Origin of the sequence: Luteibacter yeojuensis (assembly GCF_000964085.1) — a bacterium.
Lineage (GTDB): Bacteria > Pseudomonadota > Gammaproteobacteria > Xanthomonadales > Rhodanobacteraceae > Luteibacter > Luteibacter yeojuensis_A.
Map to the genome: position 1 here is coordinate 1 of NZ_JZRB01000021.1, position 17,338 is coordinate 17,338.

13 protein-coding genes are annotated in these 17,338 nt (G+C 68.7%); 3 read left to right on the forward strand and 10 right to left on the reverse strand.

Annotation, left to right across the window (positions count from 1 at the left end):
* Nucleotides 1-679: DNA ligase LigA-related protein (locus VI08_RS10195; protein ID WP_045829480.1), on the reverse strand; the 679-nt coding region annotated here is incomplete at its 3' end.
* 101 nt (nt 680-780) lie between these two features.
* On the opposite strand from VI08_RS10195, the gene VI08_RS10200 reads away from it, so the two are divergent.
* Entirely contained in the window at nt 781-2,232 is a 1,452-nt protein-coding gene (locus tag VI08_RS10200; RefSeq protein ID WP_045829481.1) for an MFS transporter, read from the forward strand.
* Nucleotides 2,233-2,286: 54 nt separating this feature from the next.
* The gene (locus tag VI08_RS10205; protein ID WP_045829482.1) at nt 2,287-3,465 is read left to right on the forward strand and encodes a cation:proton antiporter; all 1,179 of its coding nucleotides are present in this window, start codon (nt 2,287-2,289) and stop codon (nt 3,463-3,465) included.
* Nucleotides 3,466-3,583: 118 nt separating this feature from the next.
* Here VI08_RS10205 and VI08_RS10210 read toward each other — a convergent pair whose 3' ends face one another.
* Nucleotides 3,584-5,005 carry a cryptochrome/photolyase family protein gene (locus tag VI08_RS10210; RefSeq protein ID WP_045829483.1) on the reverse strand — a complete coding sequence of 474 codons (1,422 nt, stop codon included), beginning with the start codon at nt 5,003-5,005 and terminating at the stop codon, nt 3,584-3,586.
* A gap of 123 nt (nt 5,006-5,128) precedes the next feature.
* Between VI08_RS10210 and VI08_RS10215 the strand changes: the two genes are divergently transcribed.
* Nucleotides 5,129-5,578, forward strand: coding sequence for a glycine zipper 2TM domain-containing protein (locus VI08_RS10215; RefSeq protein ID WP_052697818.1), 450 nt, complete (start codon nt 5,129-5,131; stop codon nt 5,576-5,578).
* Between the two features lie 147 nt (nt 5,579-5,725).
* Here VI08_RS10215 and lpxK read toward each other — a convergent pair whose 3' ends face one another.
* The 8 genes from lpxK to VI08_RS22555 all read right to left on the reverse strand — a co-directional run bounded on the left by lpxK (nt 5,726) and on the right by VI08_RS22555 (nt 17,265).
* Complete coding sequence (gene lpxK, locus VI08_RS10220; RefSeq protein WP_332308630.1) at nt 5,726-6,610, reverse strand: tetraacyldisaccharide 4'-kinase; 885 nt, start codon at nt 6,608-6,610, stop codon at nt 5,726-5,728.
* Nucleotides 6,611-6,705: 95 nt separating this feature from the next.
* On the reverse strand, nt 6,706-8,466 hold the full coding sequence (gene msbA / locus VI08_RS10225) for a lipid A export permease/ATP-binding protein MsbA (protein WP_045829602.1): 1,761 nt from the start codon (nt 8,464-8,466) through the stop codon (nt 6,706-6,708).
* A gap of 17 nt (nt 8,467-8,483) precedes the next feature.
* On the reverse strand, nt 8,484-8,912 hold the full coding sequence (locus VI08_RS10230; RefSeq protein WP_045829485.1) for an ExbD/TolR family protein: 429 nt from the start codon (nt 8,910-8,912) through the stop codon (nt 8,484-8,486).
* Nucleotides 8,913-8,915: 3 nt separating this feature from the next.
* A complete protein-coding gene (locus tag VI08_RS10235; protein ID WP_045829486.1) occupies nt 8,916-9,581 on the reverse strand; it encodes a MotA/TolQ/ExbB proton channel family protein in 666 nt (221 codons plus the stop codon).
* Nucleotides 9,582-9,766: 185 nt separating this feature from the next.
* Nucleotides 9,767-13,120 (reverse strand): GH92 family glycosyl hydrolase, encoded by a 3,354-nt coding sequence (locus VI08_RS10240; RefSeq protein ID WP_045829603.1) that lies wholly within the window; start codon nt 13,118-13,120, stop codon nt 9,767-9,769.
* 107 nt (nt 13,121-13,227) lie between these two features.
* A complete protein-coding gene (locus VI08_RS10245) occupies nt 13,228-15,537 on the reverse strand; it encodes a DNA internalization-related competence protein ComEC/Rec2 (RefSeq protein ID WP_232309517.1) in 2,310 nt (769 codons plus the stop codon).
* A 99-nt stretch (nt 15,538-15,636) separates the two neighbouring features.
* The gene (locus tag VI08_RS21755) at nt 15,637-16,251 is read right to left on the reverse strand and encodes a hypothetical protein (protein WP_157006608.1); all 615 of its coding nucleotides are present in this window, start codon (nt 16,249-16,251) and stop codon (nt 15,637-15,639) included.
* A 108-nt stretch (nt 16,252-16,359) separates the two neighbouring features.
* Entirely contained in the window at nt 16,360-17,265 is a 906-nt protein-coding gene (locus tag VI08_RS22555; protein ID WP_157006612.1) for a histone H1-like repetitive region-containing protein, read from the reverse strand.
* Nucleotides 17,266-17,338 lie beyond the last annotated feature (73 nt).

Sequence of the window (17,338 nt, forward strand, 5' to 3'; positions counted from 1 at the left end):
AACCCGCGCAATGGCGCAGCGACCCCGCCGCGCCATTGCGCGGGTTGGCCAGCGGCTTCTCGCCAGCGGCACGGGCCCGCTCGTTGAACGCCTCGAACGCGGCGCGCGGCATGATGACCTCGCCACGCACCTCCAGCACGCGCGGCCAGCCTTCGCCACGCAGGCGCAGCGGTATGGCTTTTACCGTGCGCAGGTTCGCGGTGACGTCCTCGCCCACCGCGCCGTCGCCACGCGTGGCGCCCTGCACGAACACGCCGTCTTCGTAGCGAAGGCTGATGGCGAGGCCATCGAGCTTCGGCTCTACGGAGAACACGGGCTCGCGGCGGCCCAGCGTCTGTTCGATGCGGCGTTCGAAGTCGGCCACTTCGCGATATTTCTCGCGGTCGCCCTCGCCCTCGGTTTCAAACGCGTTGCCCAGTGAGAGCATCGGCACCGCGTGGGTCACTTCCGCGAAACCACCGTGCGCGCGGGCACCGACGCGGCGCGTGGGCGAATCGTCGGTGGCGAGGTCCGCGTACTGGCTTTCCAGCGCCTCGAGCTCGCGCATGAGCTTGTCGTACTCGGCATCCGGTATCTCCGGGTTGTCGAGCACGTGGTAGCGGTAGTTCGCGTCTTCGATGCGGCGGCGCAGCTCGGTGGCACGCGCGATGGCGTCGACGGGGGCGATGGCTTGGGGCATGGGCTGGGTCCGTGGAGGGTGCGCGAGGCGGACGCGACTGCAAAGGGTCGGCCGAAGGCGCGCCAAATGCAACAAGCGGCTTCCGCTATAATGCCCCGGAGATGCCCCTCGCCGACGAAGTCCACGCCCTGCCCACCGATCCGCCGGCGCTCGCCCCGGCCGAGCCCTCCAGCCGCACGCGGTACCGCGGCCTGATCTGGCTGGTGGCGGCGGGCTTCTTCATGCAGGCGCTGGATTCCACCATCGTCAACACGGCCGTGCCCACCATCGCCCGCGCGCTGGAGGTCACCCCGCTGAGCATGCGCACGGCGCTCACCAGCTACGTGCTCACGCTGGCCATCTTCATCCCCATGAGCCCGTGGCTGTGCGATCGCTTCGGCACGCGGCGCGTCTACGGCGGCGCCATCCTCGTATTTGCCCTGGGCTCGCTGCTGTGCGGCATCGCGCAGTCGCTGCCACAGCTGGTCGCCGCCCGCGTCATCCAGGGCCTGGGCGGCGCCGCGCTCATGCCGGTGGGCCGCTACGTGCTGGTGCGCAGCATCGACCGACGCGAATTCGTAAGCGCCATGAGCACGGTCGCCACGTTCGGCCTGCTTGGCTCGGTGTTCGGCCCGCTGCTGGGGGGCGCCATCGTCGAGTACACGCACTGGCGCCTCATCTTCCTCATGAACGTGCCCGTGGGCCTGCTCGGGCTGTGGCTGAACCGCCGCGAGATGCCCGACTACCGCCCCGACCGCGCCAACCCCTTCGATACCGTGGGCTTCCTCCTGTTCGCGGGCGCCTCCGCCATGGCCTTGCTCGTGGCCGAGACCCTGGGTGGCCACGGCAAGCCCCAGTGGATCGCCCTGTGCCTCGTCGGCGCCGTGCTGCTCGCGGTGCTCTATGTCCGGCACAGCCGGCGTACGCCCTACCCCGTCAGCGACCTGGGCCTGCTGAAGGTGCGCAGCGTGTGGGTCTCGCTGGCCGGCAACCTGTTCACCCGGCTGGGTGTGTCGGGCATGTACCTGTTGCTGGTGTTGTTCCTGCAGATCGGCTGTGGCTGGTCGCCCCTGGTCGCCGGCCTCATGATGGTGCCCCAGGCGCTGGGCTCCATCACGGTCAAGCCGTTCATCCACCGCCTGCTCACCGCGTTTGGCTACCGCCGCCTGCTGCTGGGCAACACGATCCTGGTCAGCGTGGTGCTGTGTGCCTTCGCGCTGCTCGACACCGATTCGCCCACCTGGCTCATCGCCGGGTTCGTGTACGTGTACGGCATGGTCATGTCGGTGCAGTACACCTCGATGAACACGCTGGCCTACGTGGACGTGGACGTGAAGCAGGCCTCCATGGCGTCGTCCATGGCATCCACGGCGCAATACCTTTCCATGAGCTTCGGCATCGCCCTCGCCACGCTGCTCATGGCCGGCTTCCTCGGCAGTTCCGCGCACCACCCGTACGTGTGGGCGTTCCGCTGGTCGGTGATCGTGCTGGGCCTCATCACGCTCGCCGCCAGCTGGGTCTTCAGCCGCCTGCGCGATACCCGCGAGCCAAGGGTCGCCACGGCCGCCGGTTGACGCTAGGCTCGTCGGGCCGCGCCTTTCGGCGGCGCTTGATCAGGAACGATCCCCATGCACGACTCCGCCGGCATCCTGCTGACCCTTTTCCTCATCTTCGTCGCCGCGCTGGTCGGCGGCGAAATCGCGCAACGCCTTAAATTACCGGCCGTCGTCGGCGAAATCGCCGCGGGCTGTGCCATCGGCCCGAGCGCCCTGGGCTGGGTCGCGCTGCCGGATATCGCGACCGGCACCCCACTCGATGTGCTCGCGGAAATCGGCGTCATCTTGCTACTTTTCTCAGTGGGTCTGGAAACACGGCTCGATGATCTGAAGAAAGTGGGCGCCAGCGCCTTCCTCGTCGGCGTGCTCGGCGTGTTCATCCCGTTCGGCCTGGGCGCGCTGTGGGCGCACGGTTCGGGCTTCGACTGGCTCCGCTCGATGTTCGTGGCCGCGGCCTTCGTGGCCACGTCGGCGGGCATCACGGCGCGCGTGCTGCAGGAACTGGGCGTGCTGCAACGGCAGGAGGCCCGGATCATCCTCGGCGCCGCGGTGATCGACGACATCCTCGCCATGCTTCTGCTCGGCGTGGTTTCCTCACTGCAGGGCGGCGGCGCGGTGGATATCGCCGGCCTCGCCGGCACGCTGCTCGGCGCGGTGGGTTTCGTCGCGGTCATCGGCTGGGGCGGCACGCGCGTGATGCGCCGCGGCTCGGGCTGGCTCGACAAGCCCAGCAACCCGCTTTCGCCGCTGGCCATCGTGCTGGCGCTGTGCCTGGGCCTGGCCTACCTGTCGATGCGTTTCCACCTCGCGGCCATCATCGGCGCGTTCCTGGCGGGCATGATCGCCTCCGAGACCCGCCAGCGGCACCAGCTGGAGGAACAGGTGGCGCCGCTGCTGGCGTTCCTCACGCCGTTCTTTTTCGTCGTCACGGGCGCGAAGGTGAACCTGGCGGCGCTGGGCTCGGGCGCGGCGCTGTGGTCGCTGCTGGTGGTGACGGTGATTGCCATCGTGTCGAAGCTGGCGGGTGGGTTCCTTGGTGCGCTGAAGCTGGGCCGGCGTGGCGCCACGATCGTGGGTTTCGGCATGGTGCCGCGCGGCGAGGTAGGCGTGGTGATCGCAAGCCTGGGCTTGGCCGCGGGCGTGTTCGACGAGACGATCTACGCGGTGATCGTGGCGATGTCGTTGCTGACGGCGATGGTGACGCCACCCATCCTGGCGTTGTTGTTGCGCGAGCGCTCGTCCCCCGCGTAACCGCCCTTACCGTAGGAGCCCGCTTGCGGGCGACATCTTTTCGCGAAAGAGCCACAGGGCCTGCTGCGATTCGCGAGAAGCCATCGCGCGCAAGCGCGCTCCCACAGGATGGGGCCGGTCAGGATTTGGACTTCTGGTAGGCCAGCAGTGCCTCTTCGCGTGTCGCCTTCAGGTCGACTATGGGCTTCGGGTAACCCGACTTCTTCAGGAACGCCTCGTCTTCCCACGGCGCATGCACCAGCCTGCCCGGTGCATCGCGCAGCTCCGGCACCCATCGCCGTATGTACGCGCCATCCGGATCAAATTTCTCCGACTGCGTCACCGGATTGAAGATGCGGAAATACGGTGCGGCGTCCGCACCACTGCCCGCCACCCACTGCCAGCCCATCGCGTTGTTCGCCAGGTCCGCGTCCACCAGCGTATCCCAGAACCACTTCTCGCCCAGCAGCCAGTGCTGGCGGAGGTTCTTCGTCAGCAGGCTTGCCACCAGCATGCGCACGCGGTTGTGCATCCAGCCGGTGGCCCAGAGCTCGCGCATGCCGGCATCGACGATGGGGATGCCGGTCTTGCCTTGTTTCCAGCGGCGTAGCGCGTGCGCGTCGCGTTTCGCCCATTTGAACGCGTCGAACTTCTTGTTGAAGTTCTTCTTCGGCGTATCAGGAAAATGCCACAGCAGGTGGTGGCCGAACTCGCGCCAGCCCAGCTGGCGCAGGTACGGCTCCAGATCGGGGGCGTTCTTGCGGCGGGCGAAGTGGGCGCGGAGCTGCTGGGCCACCTGCGGGGGCGAGATTTCGCCGAAATGCAGGTGGGGACTCAGGCGTGACGTGCCGTGGCGCGCTGGCAGGTCGCGGCCCTCGCTGTAGTGGCCCACGGCGTCGTCGGCGAAGAGGCCGAGCATGTCGTGGGCACCGCTTTCGCCCGGGGTCCACTCATGGAAACCCTTGTCCCAGTCCAGGGTCGGCAACAGGCCCAGCTTGTCGATCGGCAACGACTTCTTGAGCGCCTGGGGGTGAAGCTTAGGCTCCGCGAGCGGTTCACGCTCGTCGATGCGCGTGCGCAGGTTGCGCCAGAACGGCGTGAACACGCGGTAGGGCTCGTCTTCCTTCGTCGCGATCTCCCACGGATCGCACCACAGGTTGGCGTTGAACGAGGCGACATCCACGCCATCGTCCTCCAGCGCCTTGCGCACCGCGGCATCGCGCTTGCGAATCGCCGGGTCGTACAGCAGGTTGAAATACACCGCCGCCGCACCCGTCTCCCCAACCACCTGCCTGAGCACTTCCAAACTCCCTGTGGGAGCCCGCTCGCGGGCGATAGCCACCTGCAGCCCACCGCGATGTCGCCCCAGCCCCTTATCCAGCGCCACCAGCGAATGATGCAACCACCACCGGCTGGCGGCCCCCGGCGCCCACTCGCCCTCCTCGTCCGGGGCATGGATATAGAGCGGAATCACCTTCTCATGCGCCTCGGCGGCGGCCACGAGGGCGGGGTTGTCGGCAAGGCGAAGGTCGCGGCGGAACCAGACGATGGCGGTAGTCATCCGCCTAGTATCCACGACGTGCGTGAAATGCGAATGCCGTTCAAGACGGTTCAGACGGAATCCTTAGACTGGGGCCCACGCGCGGCTTCCTAGTCCCTGTCGTGCCCGCGAAAAGGAGAATCCATGAATACCAAGACCGTCCTCGCCATCCCCCTGGCCGCCCTGCTCGCCTCCGCCTTCGCCCTGCCGGCGTCGGCCGCCACCCTGACCCGCCCCGACGGCATCTATATCCGCTGCGACCAGTGCGGCGTGGTGCAGAGCATCGAAACCAACATCACCCAGGGCCGTGACCACGGCACGGCGGGTGCCGTCATCGGCGCCATCGCCGGCGGCGTGCTGGGCAACCAGGTCGGCAAGGGCAAGGGCAAGACCCTGGCCACGGTGGGCGGCGCCGTCGGCGGCGGCTTCGCCGGCAATGCCATCGGCAAGGGCGGCGGCGGCGAGAGCTACACCCTGCGCGTGAAGATGGGCACCGGCGGCTATTCCAACGTCACGGTGAAGGATGCTTCGGCCATCCGCCAGGGCGATATCGTCGTCATCGACGACCAGGGTAATGTGCAGCGCGTGCAGTAACGTCTGAGCGTTGGTTGCATCGAGAAGGCCGCGAGTCATCGCGGCCTTTTTTTGTTGCAGCCAGGCCCATCGCCCGCGAGCGGGCTCCCACAGAGCGGTAAGCGGGCGGCATCGCCGTTGTGGGAGCCTGCTTGCAGGCGATGCCCTTCAAGAACCGCGAATCTTGGCGGCAACAGCATCCCAAAACGCATCCGGCATCACGGCCCTTACCGGCACTCGCCACCAGTTGGCCCGCGCGAACTCCCGGCACTTCACGGCGTCCTTATCCGTCATCAACACGGGGCAGCCATCGGCGAAGGTGAAATCGTCGCGAGTGAAGGCGTGGTGGTCGGCGAAGGGGTGGCCGTCGACGGCGATGCCGTGGGCCGCCAGGCTGGCGAAGAAGCGTGCGGGGTTGCCGATGCCGGCGACGGCGTGGGCCGGGCGGCCAGCGAAATCCGACAAGGGTGCGGTGAGCGTCGGGTCGTCCATGTTCACGGCGGTGCCACCTTCCAGGCGCATGGGCACCTCGCTGCCCTGCGGCGTACCGCCATTGACGACGATGAAGTCGACGTCGGCCAGCCTTGAAGCCGGCTCGCGCAGCGGGCCCGCGGGTAGCAGGTGGCCGTTGCCCAGGCGGCGCTCGCCGTCGATGACACAAATCTCGACGTCGCGGCCCAGGCGGTGGTGTTGCAGCCCGTCGTCGGCCAGCACGAGGTCGCAGCCTGCGTCGATCAGCAGCTGCGCGGCTTCAGGGCGCTCGCGGCCGATGGCCACGGGCACGCCGCTCTGGCGGATCAGCGAGGGTTCGTCGCCGACCTTCGACGCAGCGTCGTCTTCCGACAACAGGTAAGGCCCACGCTCGCTGCCACCGTAGCCGCGGCTGACAACGCCCGGCCGGAAACCCCGCTCGGCCATGGCCTGGGCCAGGGCGACGATCAGCGGTGTTTTCCCGGTGCCGCCGATGGTGATGTTGCCCACGACGACGACGGGCACCGGCAGGCGGACGACCTTTGAGGGGTCACGCCGGAAATCGTTGGCACGGCGGCGCACCACGCCGGCATACAGGGCTTCGAGCGGGCGCGCCCACCACGGTGGCCGCCCCCCGCCATACCAACGCCGCTGTAACGACGCGCCCAGGGCCACGCTCAGCCCGCCGCGGCCTGCTCGTGGAACTGCATGCGATGCAGCGCCGCGTACTGGCCGCCGATATCGAGCAGCTCGCGGTGCGTGCCCAGTTCGACCACGCGGCCCTGCTCCATCACGGCGATCTGGTCGGCGTGCTCGATGGTGGAGAGGCGGTGGGCGATGACCAGCGTGGTGCGGTCGCGCATGAGGCGCGTGAGCGCATCCTGGATGAGGCGTTCCGATTCGGTGTCGAGGGCACTGGTGGCCTCGTCGAGCACCAGGATCGGCGCGTTCTTCAGGATGGCGCGGGCGATGGCCAGGCGCTGGCGCTGGCCGCCCGAGAGCGAGTTGCCGCCCTGGCCGATGCGCGTGTTGAGCCCTTCCGGCAGGCGCTCGATGAATTCCATGGCGTTGGCGGCTTCGGCCGCGGCGCGGATATCGGCCTCGGAGGCGCCGGCCATTTCACCGTAGGCGATGTTGGCGGCCACGGTATCGTCGAACAGCACCACGTGCTGGCCCACCCAGGCGATCTGCTTGCGCAGCGACGCCAGCGTGTACTGGGTGTAGTCGCGGCCGTCGATGAGGATGCGGCCCTTCGTCGGCTCGTAGAAGCGCGGCAACAGGCTGACAAGGCTGGATTTGCCGCTGCCCGAGCGGCCCACCAGCGCGGTGACGGTGCCCGGCGCGCAGGCCAGCGTGACGCCGCGCAGCGCGACGTGGTCGTTGCGCTCGTAGGTGAGGTGGATGTCCTCGAAGCGCACATCGCCCTTCGTGCGCTCGAGCACCACGGTGCCGGTATCCACTTCGGCCGGCTGGTCCATGATGTCGAACAGGTCCTCTGCGGCCGACACGCCTTTCTGCAGGCTTGCCTGGATGCCGGCAAGGCGCTTCAGCGACGGCATCATGGCGCCCATGGCGGTGAGCACGGCGGTGAAGATGCCGGGCGAGATGGTGTAGAGGATGTTCGGCCGCGTGGCGAGGAACACCAGGGTAGCGAGCGCCATGGCGCCCACGGTCTGGATGATGGCGCTGGAGGCCGCGCTGGTGGACGACACCTTTAGGTTGAGGTGGCGCTGCCGCTCGGCCACGCCGCCGAACCGCTCGGCCTCGCGGGCCTGCCCGCCGTAGATGCGCACTTCGCGGTTCGCGGCCACGGCCTCTTCCACGGCACTGGTCACCGTGCCCATGTTGCCCTGGATGCGCTTGCTGATCTTGCGGTAACGGCGGCTGATGACCGTCACCAGCGCCACCACGCACGGCACCAGCACGAGCAGGGCCATGGTGAGGTACGGGCTGTAGAACAGCATGACGCCCAGCATGCCGATGACCGTGAAGCCCTCGGTGATGGCCACCTTGAGCGAATCGGCCGACGCCGCCGCCACCTGTTCGCTGGTGTAGGTGACGCGCGAGATCTGCTGGCCCGAGGGTTCCTTCGCGAAGAAAGCCGACGGCAGGCGCAGGTACGCCGCGAACACGTCGATGCGCATGGCCTGCACCACGTTGCGCCCCACGTAGGCGATGCCGTAGTCGGTGATGTACGAGGCCACGCCGCGGACGAGGAAGATGCCGATGATCCAGATCGGCATCCAGAAGATCGTCTCCGGGTTCTTGTCGACGAACAGGTTGTCGATCATCGGCTTCAGCGAGCCGGTGAACACCGACAGGCAGATCGGGTCGATGACCATGCCGACGATGGCGATGTAACCGGCCGTGCGGAAGCGCCTGGTGTAACCCAGCAGGCGCTTGTAGGTTTGCCAGGTGCGGGCATCCCACACCGACACTTTCTTGGGGTTCGCGCTCACTTGCCGCCCGCCATCTCGGTCGGCGTGGTGGCGATGGAGAGCCGCGTGAAGCCTTCCTGCCCCAGGGCATCCATGGCGCGGACGACGTTCTGGTGCGGGGTCATGGCATCGGCACGGATGACGACAAGCCGGTCGCGGTTGTCGCCCGCGCCGCGGGCGATGGCGGCCTTGAGCGGCTCGATGCCCTCGCCCATCACTTCGTCGCTGCCCACGGAATAATGGCCATCGCGGTCGATGACCACGGTGAGCGCGTTATCGGTGGCATCGCGCGCCTCGGCATCGGCCTTGGGAAGGTTCACCTTCAGGCGCGAGTGCTCGATGAAGGTGGTGCTGAGCACGAAGAACATCAGCAGCGTAAGCAGCACATCGATGAGCGAGATGACATTGATCTCGAAATCATCCTCGCGACGGGCACCAATGCGCATGGATCAACCCGCCTGCTTGGCCGGGGCCGGGGCCTGCGCGTCGGTGGTGCGGCGGCGCGACGCCGGGGCGCGGGCCGAGAGATCGTCGAGCAGCGCGGTGGCTTCCTTCTCCATCTGCACCACGTAGCCGCCCACCTTCGAGCGGAAATAACGATGCAGCACATAGGCCGGGATGGAGACGATGAGGCCGAAGGCGGTGCAGATGAGCGCCTCGCCGATGCCGCCGGCCATCTTGGTCGGGTCGCCGATGCCACCCGCCATGACGTTCATGAACATGCGGATGAGGCCGATGACCGTGCCCAGCAGGCCCAGCAACGGGCCGATGAGGGCGATGGTGCCCAGCGTGTTGAGGTAGCGCTCCATGCGGTGGACCACATGGCGGCCGGTATCCTCGATGCGCTCCTTGATGATCTCGCGCGGGCGGTCGCGGACGGCCAGCGCGCCAGCGAACAGCTCGCCCAGCGGCGAGCCTTTCTCGAGGCTGGCAAGGTGGCTGGCATCCAGCTGGGCCGAGCGGGCCCATTCGCGAACTTCCTCGCCCAGGCCCGGCGGCAGCACGGCCGCGCGGCGCAGGGCCCAGAAGCGCTCCAGCACGATGGCCAGGGCGGCAAGGGAGCAGACCAGGATGGGCACGAGGGCCCAGCCGCCGGCAAGAAGGATCTCGAGCACGTGAACCCCGGGGGTACATTCAAGTCAGGGCGGCATGATAGCAGGGCCCGGCCGGGGGACTGCGTCGGCCTTCACATTGGCTGAATCTTCGAGGATAGGCAAAAACCATGTGGGAGCGCGCTTGCGCGCGATGGGGGTCACGGGACGCCCCATCGCGCGCGAGCGCGCTCCCACACACAAAAGAACTATTTTGCGAGCAGTTCCAGCTCGGAGATGGCGGCAGGGCCGGTGCCGTCGAGCGTGATGCGGTAGTGCGCGTAGCTGCCGGGCTGCGCGATGGCGAACGCGCGGGTCTGGTGGTGCCACGGGAAGGTTTCGCCGTGGCGCTCGTCAAGCACCTGCCACTTCTTGCCGTCGGCGGAGCCCTCAACCTTCCAGCCCTGCGGCACGGCGGCCTGGGCGCCGGAACTGAGGGTATACATCGCCACCGTGGCCGGCTTGGCGAGGCGGTCGACGATGACGGCCTTGCCCGTGGGCAGCGCCAGCTCGGTCGTGGAATCGTTATCGACGGCCGGGCCCAGCGTGCTGGCCTTCTTGCCATCGAGCGTGAGGTCGGCCGCCTTCATCACGTCGCGCAACGGCGAGGGCTTGGCGCCATCGGCCGTGATCGACGCCGGCAGCGCGTCGGCACCGGTGCCCCAGTTCGACGGCGTGGCACCCATCGTGAACTCCAGCGTGGCGCCCTTGGCCAGCAGCGCATGCGGCAGCGTGAGCTTGTTCCAGGGCTGGCCGTTGACCTTCAGCGACTGCACGTAGCGGTTCGTGTCACTGACGCCCGGCGCGCGGATATCGAGCGTGGCGCCGTTCTCGAGCTTCACGGTCATGCGCGGGAAGTACGGCGCGCCGATGACGTATTCCGGCGTGCCCATCTGCAGCGGGTAGAAGCCGGCGGCACCGAAGATCCACCACGCCGACATCTCGCCGTTGTCCTCGTCGCCCGGGTAACCCTGGCCGATCTCGCTGCCCACGTAGAGACGCGACATGGCGTCACGCTGCTTGTCCTGGGTCTTCCACGGCTGGCCGGCTTCGTCGTACATCCAGATGATGTGGTGCGACGGCTGGTTCGAGTGGCCGTACTGGCCCATGCGCACGTCGCGGGCCTCGAGCATCTCGTGGATGACGCCGCCGTAATCGCCCGTCTCGAAATTGCCCGGCGCGTTGAAGAACGCATCGAGCTTGGCGCCGAGCTTTTCGCGGCCGCCGTAGAGGCCGGCCAGGCCGGCGCCATCCTGCGGTGCGTCGAAGGCCATGTTCCAGGCGTTGGTTTCGGTGTAATCGCCACCCCAGCGGATGGGGCTGAACTCCTTCGCCGTCCAGCGCCACTTGCCCGCCGTGTTGCGGGCAATGAAGAAACCGGCGTCCTCGTTGAAGAGGTGGGTGTAGCCCACGGCGCGCGAGCGGTACCACTGTGCGTCGTCGGCGTAGTTCTTGTAGCTGCCGCCGTGCGCCGGGTCCTTCGCGAGGGCGGCGGCGAGATTGGCGATGCCGAAGTCGTTGATATAGCCCGCCATCGACCACGACAGGCCTTCCTTCACGTCGTCGTCCACGTAGCCGTTGAACTGCGAACGCTCGATGCCCTTGCGGCCCGCGCCCTTCACGTCATCGCTGCGGGTGGAGGCGTTGCGGATGGCCGACAGGTAGAAATTGGCGACGTCGAAGTTGTGGATGCCCTTCAGCCATGCGTCGGCGAAGGCGACGTCGGAGCTGGTGCCCACCATGAGGTCGGCGTAGCCCGGCGACGTCCAGCGGGCGATCCAGCCGCCGTCGCGGTACTGCTGCACGAAGCCGTCGATCATCTCGCCGGCTTCGGTCGGGGTGAACAGCGCGTACGCCGGCCAGGCCGTGCGGTAGGTGTCCCACAGGCCATTGTTGACGTAGGGCTTGCCGTCGACGATGCGCGCACCCGTGTGGGTATCGGTGTTCTCGCCCGTGGCGGCCGAGAACGGGCTGGCGTACTGATACTTCGGCGCATCCTTGGTGCCGGTGTTTTCCCAGGCCTCGTTCGGGTACATGAAGAGGCGGTAGAGGTTGGAATACAGGATGGTGCGCTCGTCGCGCGATGCGCCTTCGACCTGGAAGCGACCCAGGCGATCGTCCCACGCCTTGCGGGCGCGCTCGCGCACCGTATCGAACGTGTCGCCCTTCGCGATTTCCTGCTCGAGGTTGGCCTTGGCCTGGTCGACGCCGATGAGCGAGGTGGCGATGCGCATCACCACCTGCTTGCCGCCCTTCTTCGCCGTGTCGAAGCCGTACCACGCCGAGGCGTTGTCGCGGTTTTCGCCCGTCAGGCGGCCGTTCTCCGCCACCGGCTTGTCGAACTCGGCGTAGAAGAACAGGCGCGTGGCGCCGGTGGAGAGGCCGCTCTTCACATCCGACCAGCCATGGATGCTGCGGCCGGCCGGGTCGAGCACCACCGAAGCTTTGTCGTTGAGATTGTCGAACACCAGTTGCCCGCGCTTGCCCGTGAAGGTGAAGCGGAACATGGCGGCATGGTCGGTCGGCGTCATCTCGGTGCGGATGCCGTTGTCGAAGTGCACGCCGTAGTAATCCGGGTGCGCCGTTTCTTCGTCATGGCTGAACGAGAGCGCACGCGTCTCGCGCTTCAGCGCGGGCGCGCCGCTGTCGACCTGGGCGGGCATGACCTGGAACGTCTGGCGCTCGCCCATCCACGGGCTGGGCTCGTGCGAGAGGCTGAAGGCCTGGATGCGCGGGCGGTTATCGTCGCCGTTGCTTTCCTGGTACTGGTACAGCCAGTTACCGCCGGCCTTGGTCACCGGGGTCCAGAAGTTGAAACCGTGCGGCAGGGTCACCGCGGGGAAGTTGTTGCCGCGCGAGAAGTTCGGGTTCGCATTGGAACCGCGGCGGGTATCGACGTAATCGACCGGGTGGCTGCTGATGAACGCCGGCTGCGCCGCGATGCGCACGTCATCCACCCAGCCCTCGAATGCCTTGCCGGCGGGGGCATCGGTGCTGAGTTCGATCGACTTCACCTTGCGGCCCTTCGCCAGCGTGCCAAGGTCGACGCTGACGTAGTTCCACTGGTCGGGATACAGCACGCGGCCCTCGCCCTGCCCCTTCGCGGTGGCGGCGATGCGGTGCTGGTCGCGGGCGTCCTTCAGCGTGGAGAGCTTCGAGCCGTCATCGAAGGTGACGTCGATGCTGACGTAGTTCGAGGGGTTGCTGAGGTCGTCGCCGTTGGAACGCGGGAACACCAGCCAGGAGAGCACGGTATCGGCGGCGATGGGCACGTTCACGTCGAACAGCCTGGCGCTCAGCGCCGAGCCGGTGGAGGTGCCCGCGTAATGCAGCGAGTGCGTGCCGGTGAAGCCGACATCGGGCTTGGCGGTGAGCACCACGTCCTTCGACGGGCCGCCGGCGATCTTGACGTCCAGGCCGCCGAACGGGGCCGTGGCCAGCGTGGGGTCGCCCGCTTCGAACGAACTGCGGAAACCCTGCGTGGCGGCCAGGGCACCCGTGGGCGCCACGATGGTCGCAATGGCAAGGGCGAGCGCGGCCCTGCTAAATCCCAGCTTCGTCATGGCCACGTGCTGCTCCCCTGGATGGTATGGATTCCCAATTTAAATCGTTCTAAATCTGCAATGTCAAACCGCAACGCAACACCGCCGACCCACCCATGACCAATGGCCTATTCGCGCCAGTAGCGGCGCGCAGGCCGCCGCCACTCGCGCACGACGCGGGGTGCGCCCGTGGCCGGGACGTCGATGCGCAGCGCCCCGCTGCGGGCGGTGTCGTACACCTCCACGCCCTGCGCCGCGTGCCGGTCGACCACCAGCGGATGCGGATGGCCAAACCGGTTGCGCCAGCCTGTCGATGCCACCGCGATGCGCGGCCGCACCGCGCGCAGCCATGCGGGCGTGGATGAATGCCGGCTGCCGTGGTGCGCGATGGTCGTCACCGTGGGTAGGGGCGAGCGGAGTTCGCCCGCGGCCATGCGCGCCTCGGCCTTGCCGCTGATATCGCCGGTAAGGAGCAGCCGCCCCGCATGCCCTTCCACCGCGAGGACACAGGACTGGTCGTTCGCGCTGGCCTTGCCGCCCGACGGCATCGGCACCGCCATGAAATGAAAGCGCACGCCATCCCAGGCCCACGGGGGCGCACGCGCGCACGCCCCGGCAGGCAGGCGCAGCCGGCCCGGCTCACCCGAGACCACCGGCGCCGCCGGAAAGCGCCGGTGCACGGACGCCGCGCCACCGGCATGGTCGGCATCGCCATGGCTGACGACGAGCAGGTGGGCCGGTGCGATGCCGAGCGCACCCAGCGCGGGCAGCACCGTGCCCGCGCCCGCGTCGCCACCGCCGGCGTATGCCGGGCCGGTGTCGTACACCAGCGTGTGCGAGCGCGTGCGCACGAGCACCGCCAGCCCCTGCCCCACGTCCAGCACCCACGCGCGAAACGCGCCCTCGGCGGGATCGTCGCGGGGCGGGAACACCAGTGGCAGGCACCCGAGCAGCGCGAAGCCGCGTAGCGGCAGGCCACGCGGCGCGAAAGCCCAGGCGGCGCTGGCGGTGGCGAGCATGACCGGCACGAGCCCGGCCTCGGGCACGGTGGCGTGGGCGCCGGGGGCATCCGCCAGCGGCGACAAGACGCGCCACAGCCCGCCCACGAGTAAGGCCGCGCCCTGCAGCATGGGCCCGGACAACGCCGCCACCGGCAACGCCGCGCACCCAAGCAGCGTGAGGGGGATGACCGCGAAGCTGACAAGCGGCGCCGCGACGAGGTTGGCCGGGAAGGACCACAACGACGCGCTGCCGAAACACCAGAACGACAGCGGCAGCAGCGCCACGCTCATCACCGCCTGCGTGCGCAGCATGGCGGCGAGCCGTGCACGCCAGCCCTTGCCAGCCTGCACTACGCACGCCATGAGGAACGCGACGCCCGCGAAGGAGAGCCAGAACCCGGCGGACAACACGGCAAGCGGATCGACGACGAGGACGGCGACAAGCGCCAGCGCAAGCAGTGGCAGGCCGCCCATGCGCCGCCGCGAGGCGGCGGCGGCGACAAGCACCGCCACCATGAGCAGCGTGCGCACCGTGGGCAGCCCCATGCCCGCGAGCATGCCGTACGCGAACGCCACGCCGAGGCCCGCCATGCCCTGGGCGATGCGCCGCGGCAGCCGGGTGGCAAGCCACGGCAGGAGGAGATACAGCGCACGCACGGCGAGCACCCCGCCGCCCGCCGCCACCCCCACGTGGAACCCGGAGATGGCGATGAGGTGCGACGTGCCCGTAGCGCGCGCGATATCCCAGTCGGCCGCGTCGAGGCCACGGGTATCGCCGGTGGCCAGCGCCTTCAGGATGCGCGCGCCCTGCGGACCCAGCTCGGCATCAAGTTGCTGGCCGATGGCATCGCGCCAGCCATCGACGCAATGCCCTGCCGCGAGCCGCGCGTTGCCGGGCGAGGCACGGACATAGCCGGTGGCGGCGATATCGCGCTGGAGCGCGTTGCGTTCCGCATCGAAGCCGCCCGGGTTCACCGCGCCACGCGGGCGGCGCAGGCGCAGCGTGAACCGCCACGATTCGCAGGCCTCCGGCACGCGCGGCGCGCGATACCAGGTGAGGCGCAGGATGCCGCGCACGGGCGGCTCGCCAGCGCGTGGCAGCGGCTGGAACAGGAACGAGACATCGGCGCCCCGCCGGCGTGGCAGGTCGACGACGCGGCCGGTGATGACGACATCGCGCCCCTCCATGCCGGGCGACAGCCGATGCCCCATGCGCTGCGTGGCGTGCAGCGCGCCCCATGCCGCGAACGCAAGCGCCAGCGCCGGCAAGCGCGCCCACGGCCAGCGCTTCATGGCGGCGAGCACCGCCGCCACCGCGAGCGTGATGCCGAGCACGGGCCGCGACGGCAATGCAGGCAGCGCCGTCGCGGCCGCGCACCCCGCGAGCGCGGCGGCCGCGACGGCGCAAAGCGAGAAGGAAGGCGGACGAAGAGGCACGGCGACCGGCATGGACGAGTAGGATCGCCAGCCTAGGTCGCCATGCGCGGACGGTGGCCCTACGCGTCGTGTCGGCGCAGGGCGATACGTGGTGTCAGGTCAATCCGTCGTACTACGGAAACGGCTGCGGTCACGCCCAGAGCCGGCTTGCCCGGGCGATGGCCGCGGACGATCGCCGCCGCTGGACGGCTGCGACGGACGATCGCCGCCGCCGCGTGAGCCACCTGGCGGCGGCGATGGCCGGTCCCCGCCACCGTGCCAGCCGCCTGGCGGCGGCGACGGACGGTCATTACCACGCCAGCCGCCCGGCGGCGGCCGGTGGTCGTCGCCACGATCGCCGCGCCAACCACCCGGCGGCGGCGGGCGGCCATGGCCGTCGCGGTCGCCACGCCAGCCACCCGGCGGCGGCGGACGGCCATGGCCGTCGCGGTCATAGCGACGGTCGTAGCCATCGCGGTAACGGATGGTCGTGATGGGCGCCGCGGAGTAATACCCCGGCCCATAGCCGTAATAGCGATAACCCGGGTCGTCGTAATAGCCGTACCCGCCAACATAGCCGACGCCGCCCGACACCGTGGTGGTGGTCTCTTCCGTTCCGTAATAGGCATCCGCGCCCGTGCCGTTGCGCACGTAGCCGTAATCCGGGTCGTAATAGCAGCCGGTTAACGCGAGGCAGGCCGGCAGGGCCAGCAGTGACAGCGACCAACGACGCATGGTGACCTCGACGGGTGAGTGGTTACCACACTGCGCCGGATTCTTTGAACGCGCGTTAAAAAAGAAAAGGCCGCTCGCGCGGCCCTTCCCTTCCATTCAGCAGCCGACTCAGCCTTTGTTTTTCTGCTGGTCGCCGCGCTCGTGCGAGGCATTGGAGTAACTCGCCTCGGGCGAAGGCACCTTGGGTGCGGCCGTTTCATTGCCAGCCTGCGTGCCGGGGTTGCCATTGCGATCGCCCGAGGGCCACGTCGGCGGCTGGCGGTCGCGTTCTTTCTTGGCCTCGAGCAGCGCCTGGATATGCGCCACGGCCTCTTCCTGCGTGATGTGCGGCACGCTGTCGTCGGCCGGCGCGGCGGGCTTGGGTGCAGGGCGCGGACGCGGCGCGGTGCGCGCGGCCTTCGGTGCCGCGGGCGTGGCGGCCGGTGCCTGCGTGGCGGGTGCCTTGCGGGCGGCGGTCTTGGCGGCGGCGGTCTTCGACGTGGCGCTGACCTTCACCGGTGCCTTGGTGGCGGCCTTGCGCGATGCGGTCTTCGGCGCAGCGCTGACCTTCACGGGAGCCTTCTTCGCGGCCTTGCGGGCGGCGGTCTTCGGCGCGGCGCTGACCTTCACCGGGGCCTTGGCCGCCGTCTTCCGCGCCGCGGTCTTCGGTGCCGCGCGTTTCGCCGGGGCCTTCTTCGCCGCGCCCTTCTTCACCGCGGCGACCTTGCGGCCGGCGGTTTTCGGGGCGGCCTTGCGCGCGGCGGTCTTCGCCGTGGATTTCTTCGCGACGGCCTTTTTAGCGACGGCCTTCTTCGCGACCTTCTTGCTGGCCGCCTTCTTCACCGTGGATTTCTTCGGCGCCGCCTTCTTGACGGCGGCTTTCTTCGCGGCGGCTTTCTTCGGCGCGGCCTTCTTCGCGGCAGCCACCTTCTTCGCCGGGGCTTTCTTCACCGCGGCTTTCCTGGCGGCGGGTTTCTTCGTGGCCGATTTTTTCGCCGTGGACTTCTTCGCGGCAGCCTTACGGGACGTTGCCATGCGCTCACTCCTCCTGCGGTATTAGCCGACGCGAACCGCCCCCCTCCGGGGTAACCCGCGTTGCATGCCGGAT

Excerpts from the sequence above, each read along its gene's own strand:
- VI08_RS22555 (WP_157006612.1), bottom strand. The coding sequence starts at position 17,265 with ATGGCAACGTCCCGTAAGGCTGCCGCGAAGAAGTCCACGGCGAAAAAA.
- VI08_RS10200 (WP_045829481.1), top strand. The coding sequence starts at position 781 with ATGCCCCTCGCCGACGAAGTCCACGCCCTGCCCACCGATCCGCCGGCG.
- VI08_RS10230 (WP_045829485.1), bottom strand. The coding sequence starts at position 8,912 with ATGCGCATTGGTGCCCGTCGCGAGGATGATTTCGAGATCAATGTCATC.
- VI08_RS21755 (WP_157006608.1), bottom strand. The coding sequence starts at position 16,251 with ATGCGTCGTTGGTCGCTGTCACTGCTGGCCCTGCCGGCCTGCCTCGCG.
- VI08_RS10215 (WP_052697818.1), top strand. The coding sequence starts at position 5,129 with ATGAATACCAAGACCGTCCTCGCCATCCCCCTGGCCGCCCTGCTCGCC.
- VI08_RS10205 (WP_045829482.1), top strand. The coding sequence starts at position 2,287 with ATGCACGACTCCGCCGGCATCCTGCTGACCCTTTTCCTCATCTTCGTC.
- VI08_RS10210 (WP_045829483.1), bottom strand. The coding sequence starts at position 5,005 with ATGACTACCGCCATCGTCTGGTTCCGCCGCGACCTTCGCCTTGCCGAC.
- VI08_RS10240 (WP_045829603.1), bottom strand. The coding sequence starts at position 13,120 with ATGACGAAGCTGGGATTTAGCAGGGCCGCGCTCGCCCTTGCCATTGCG.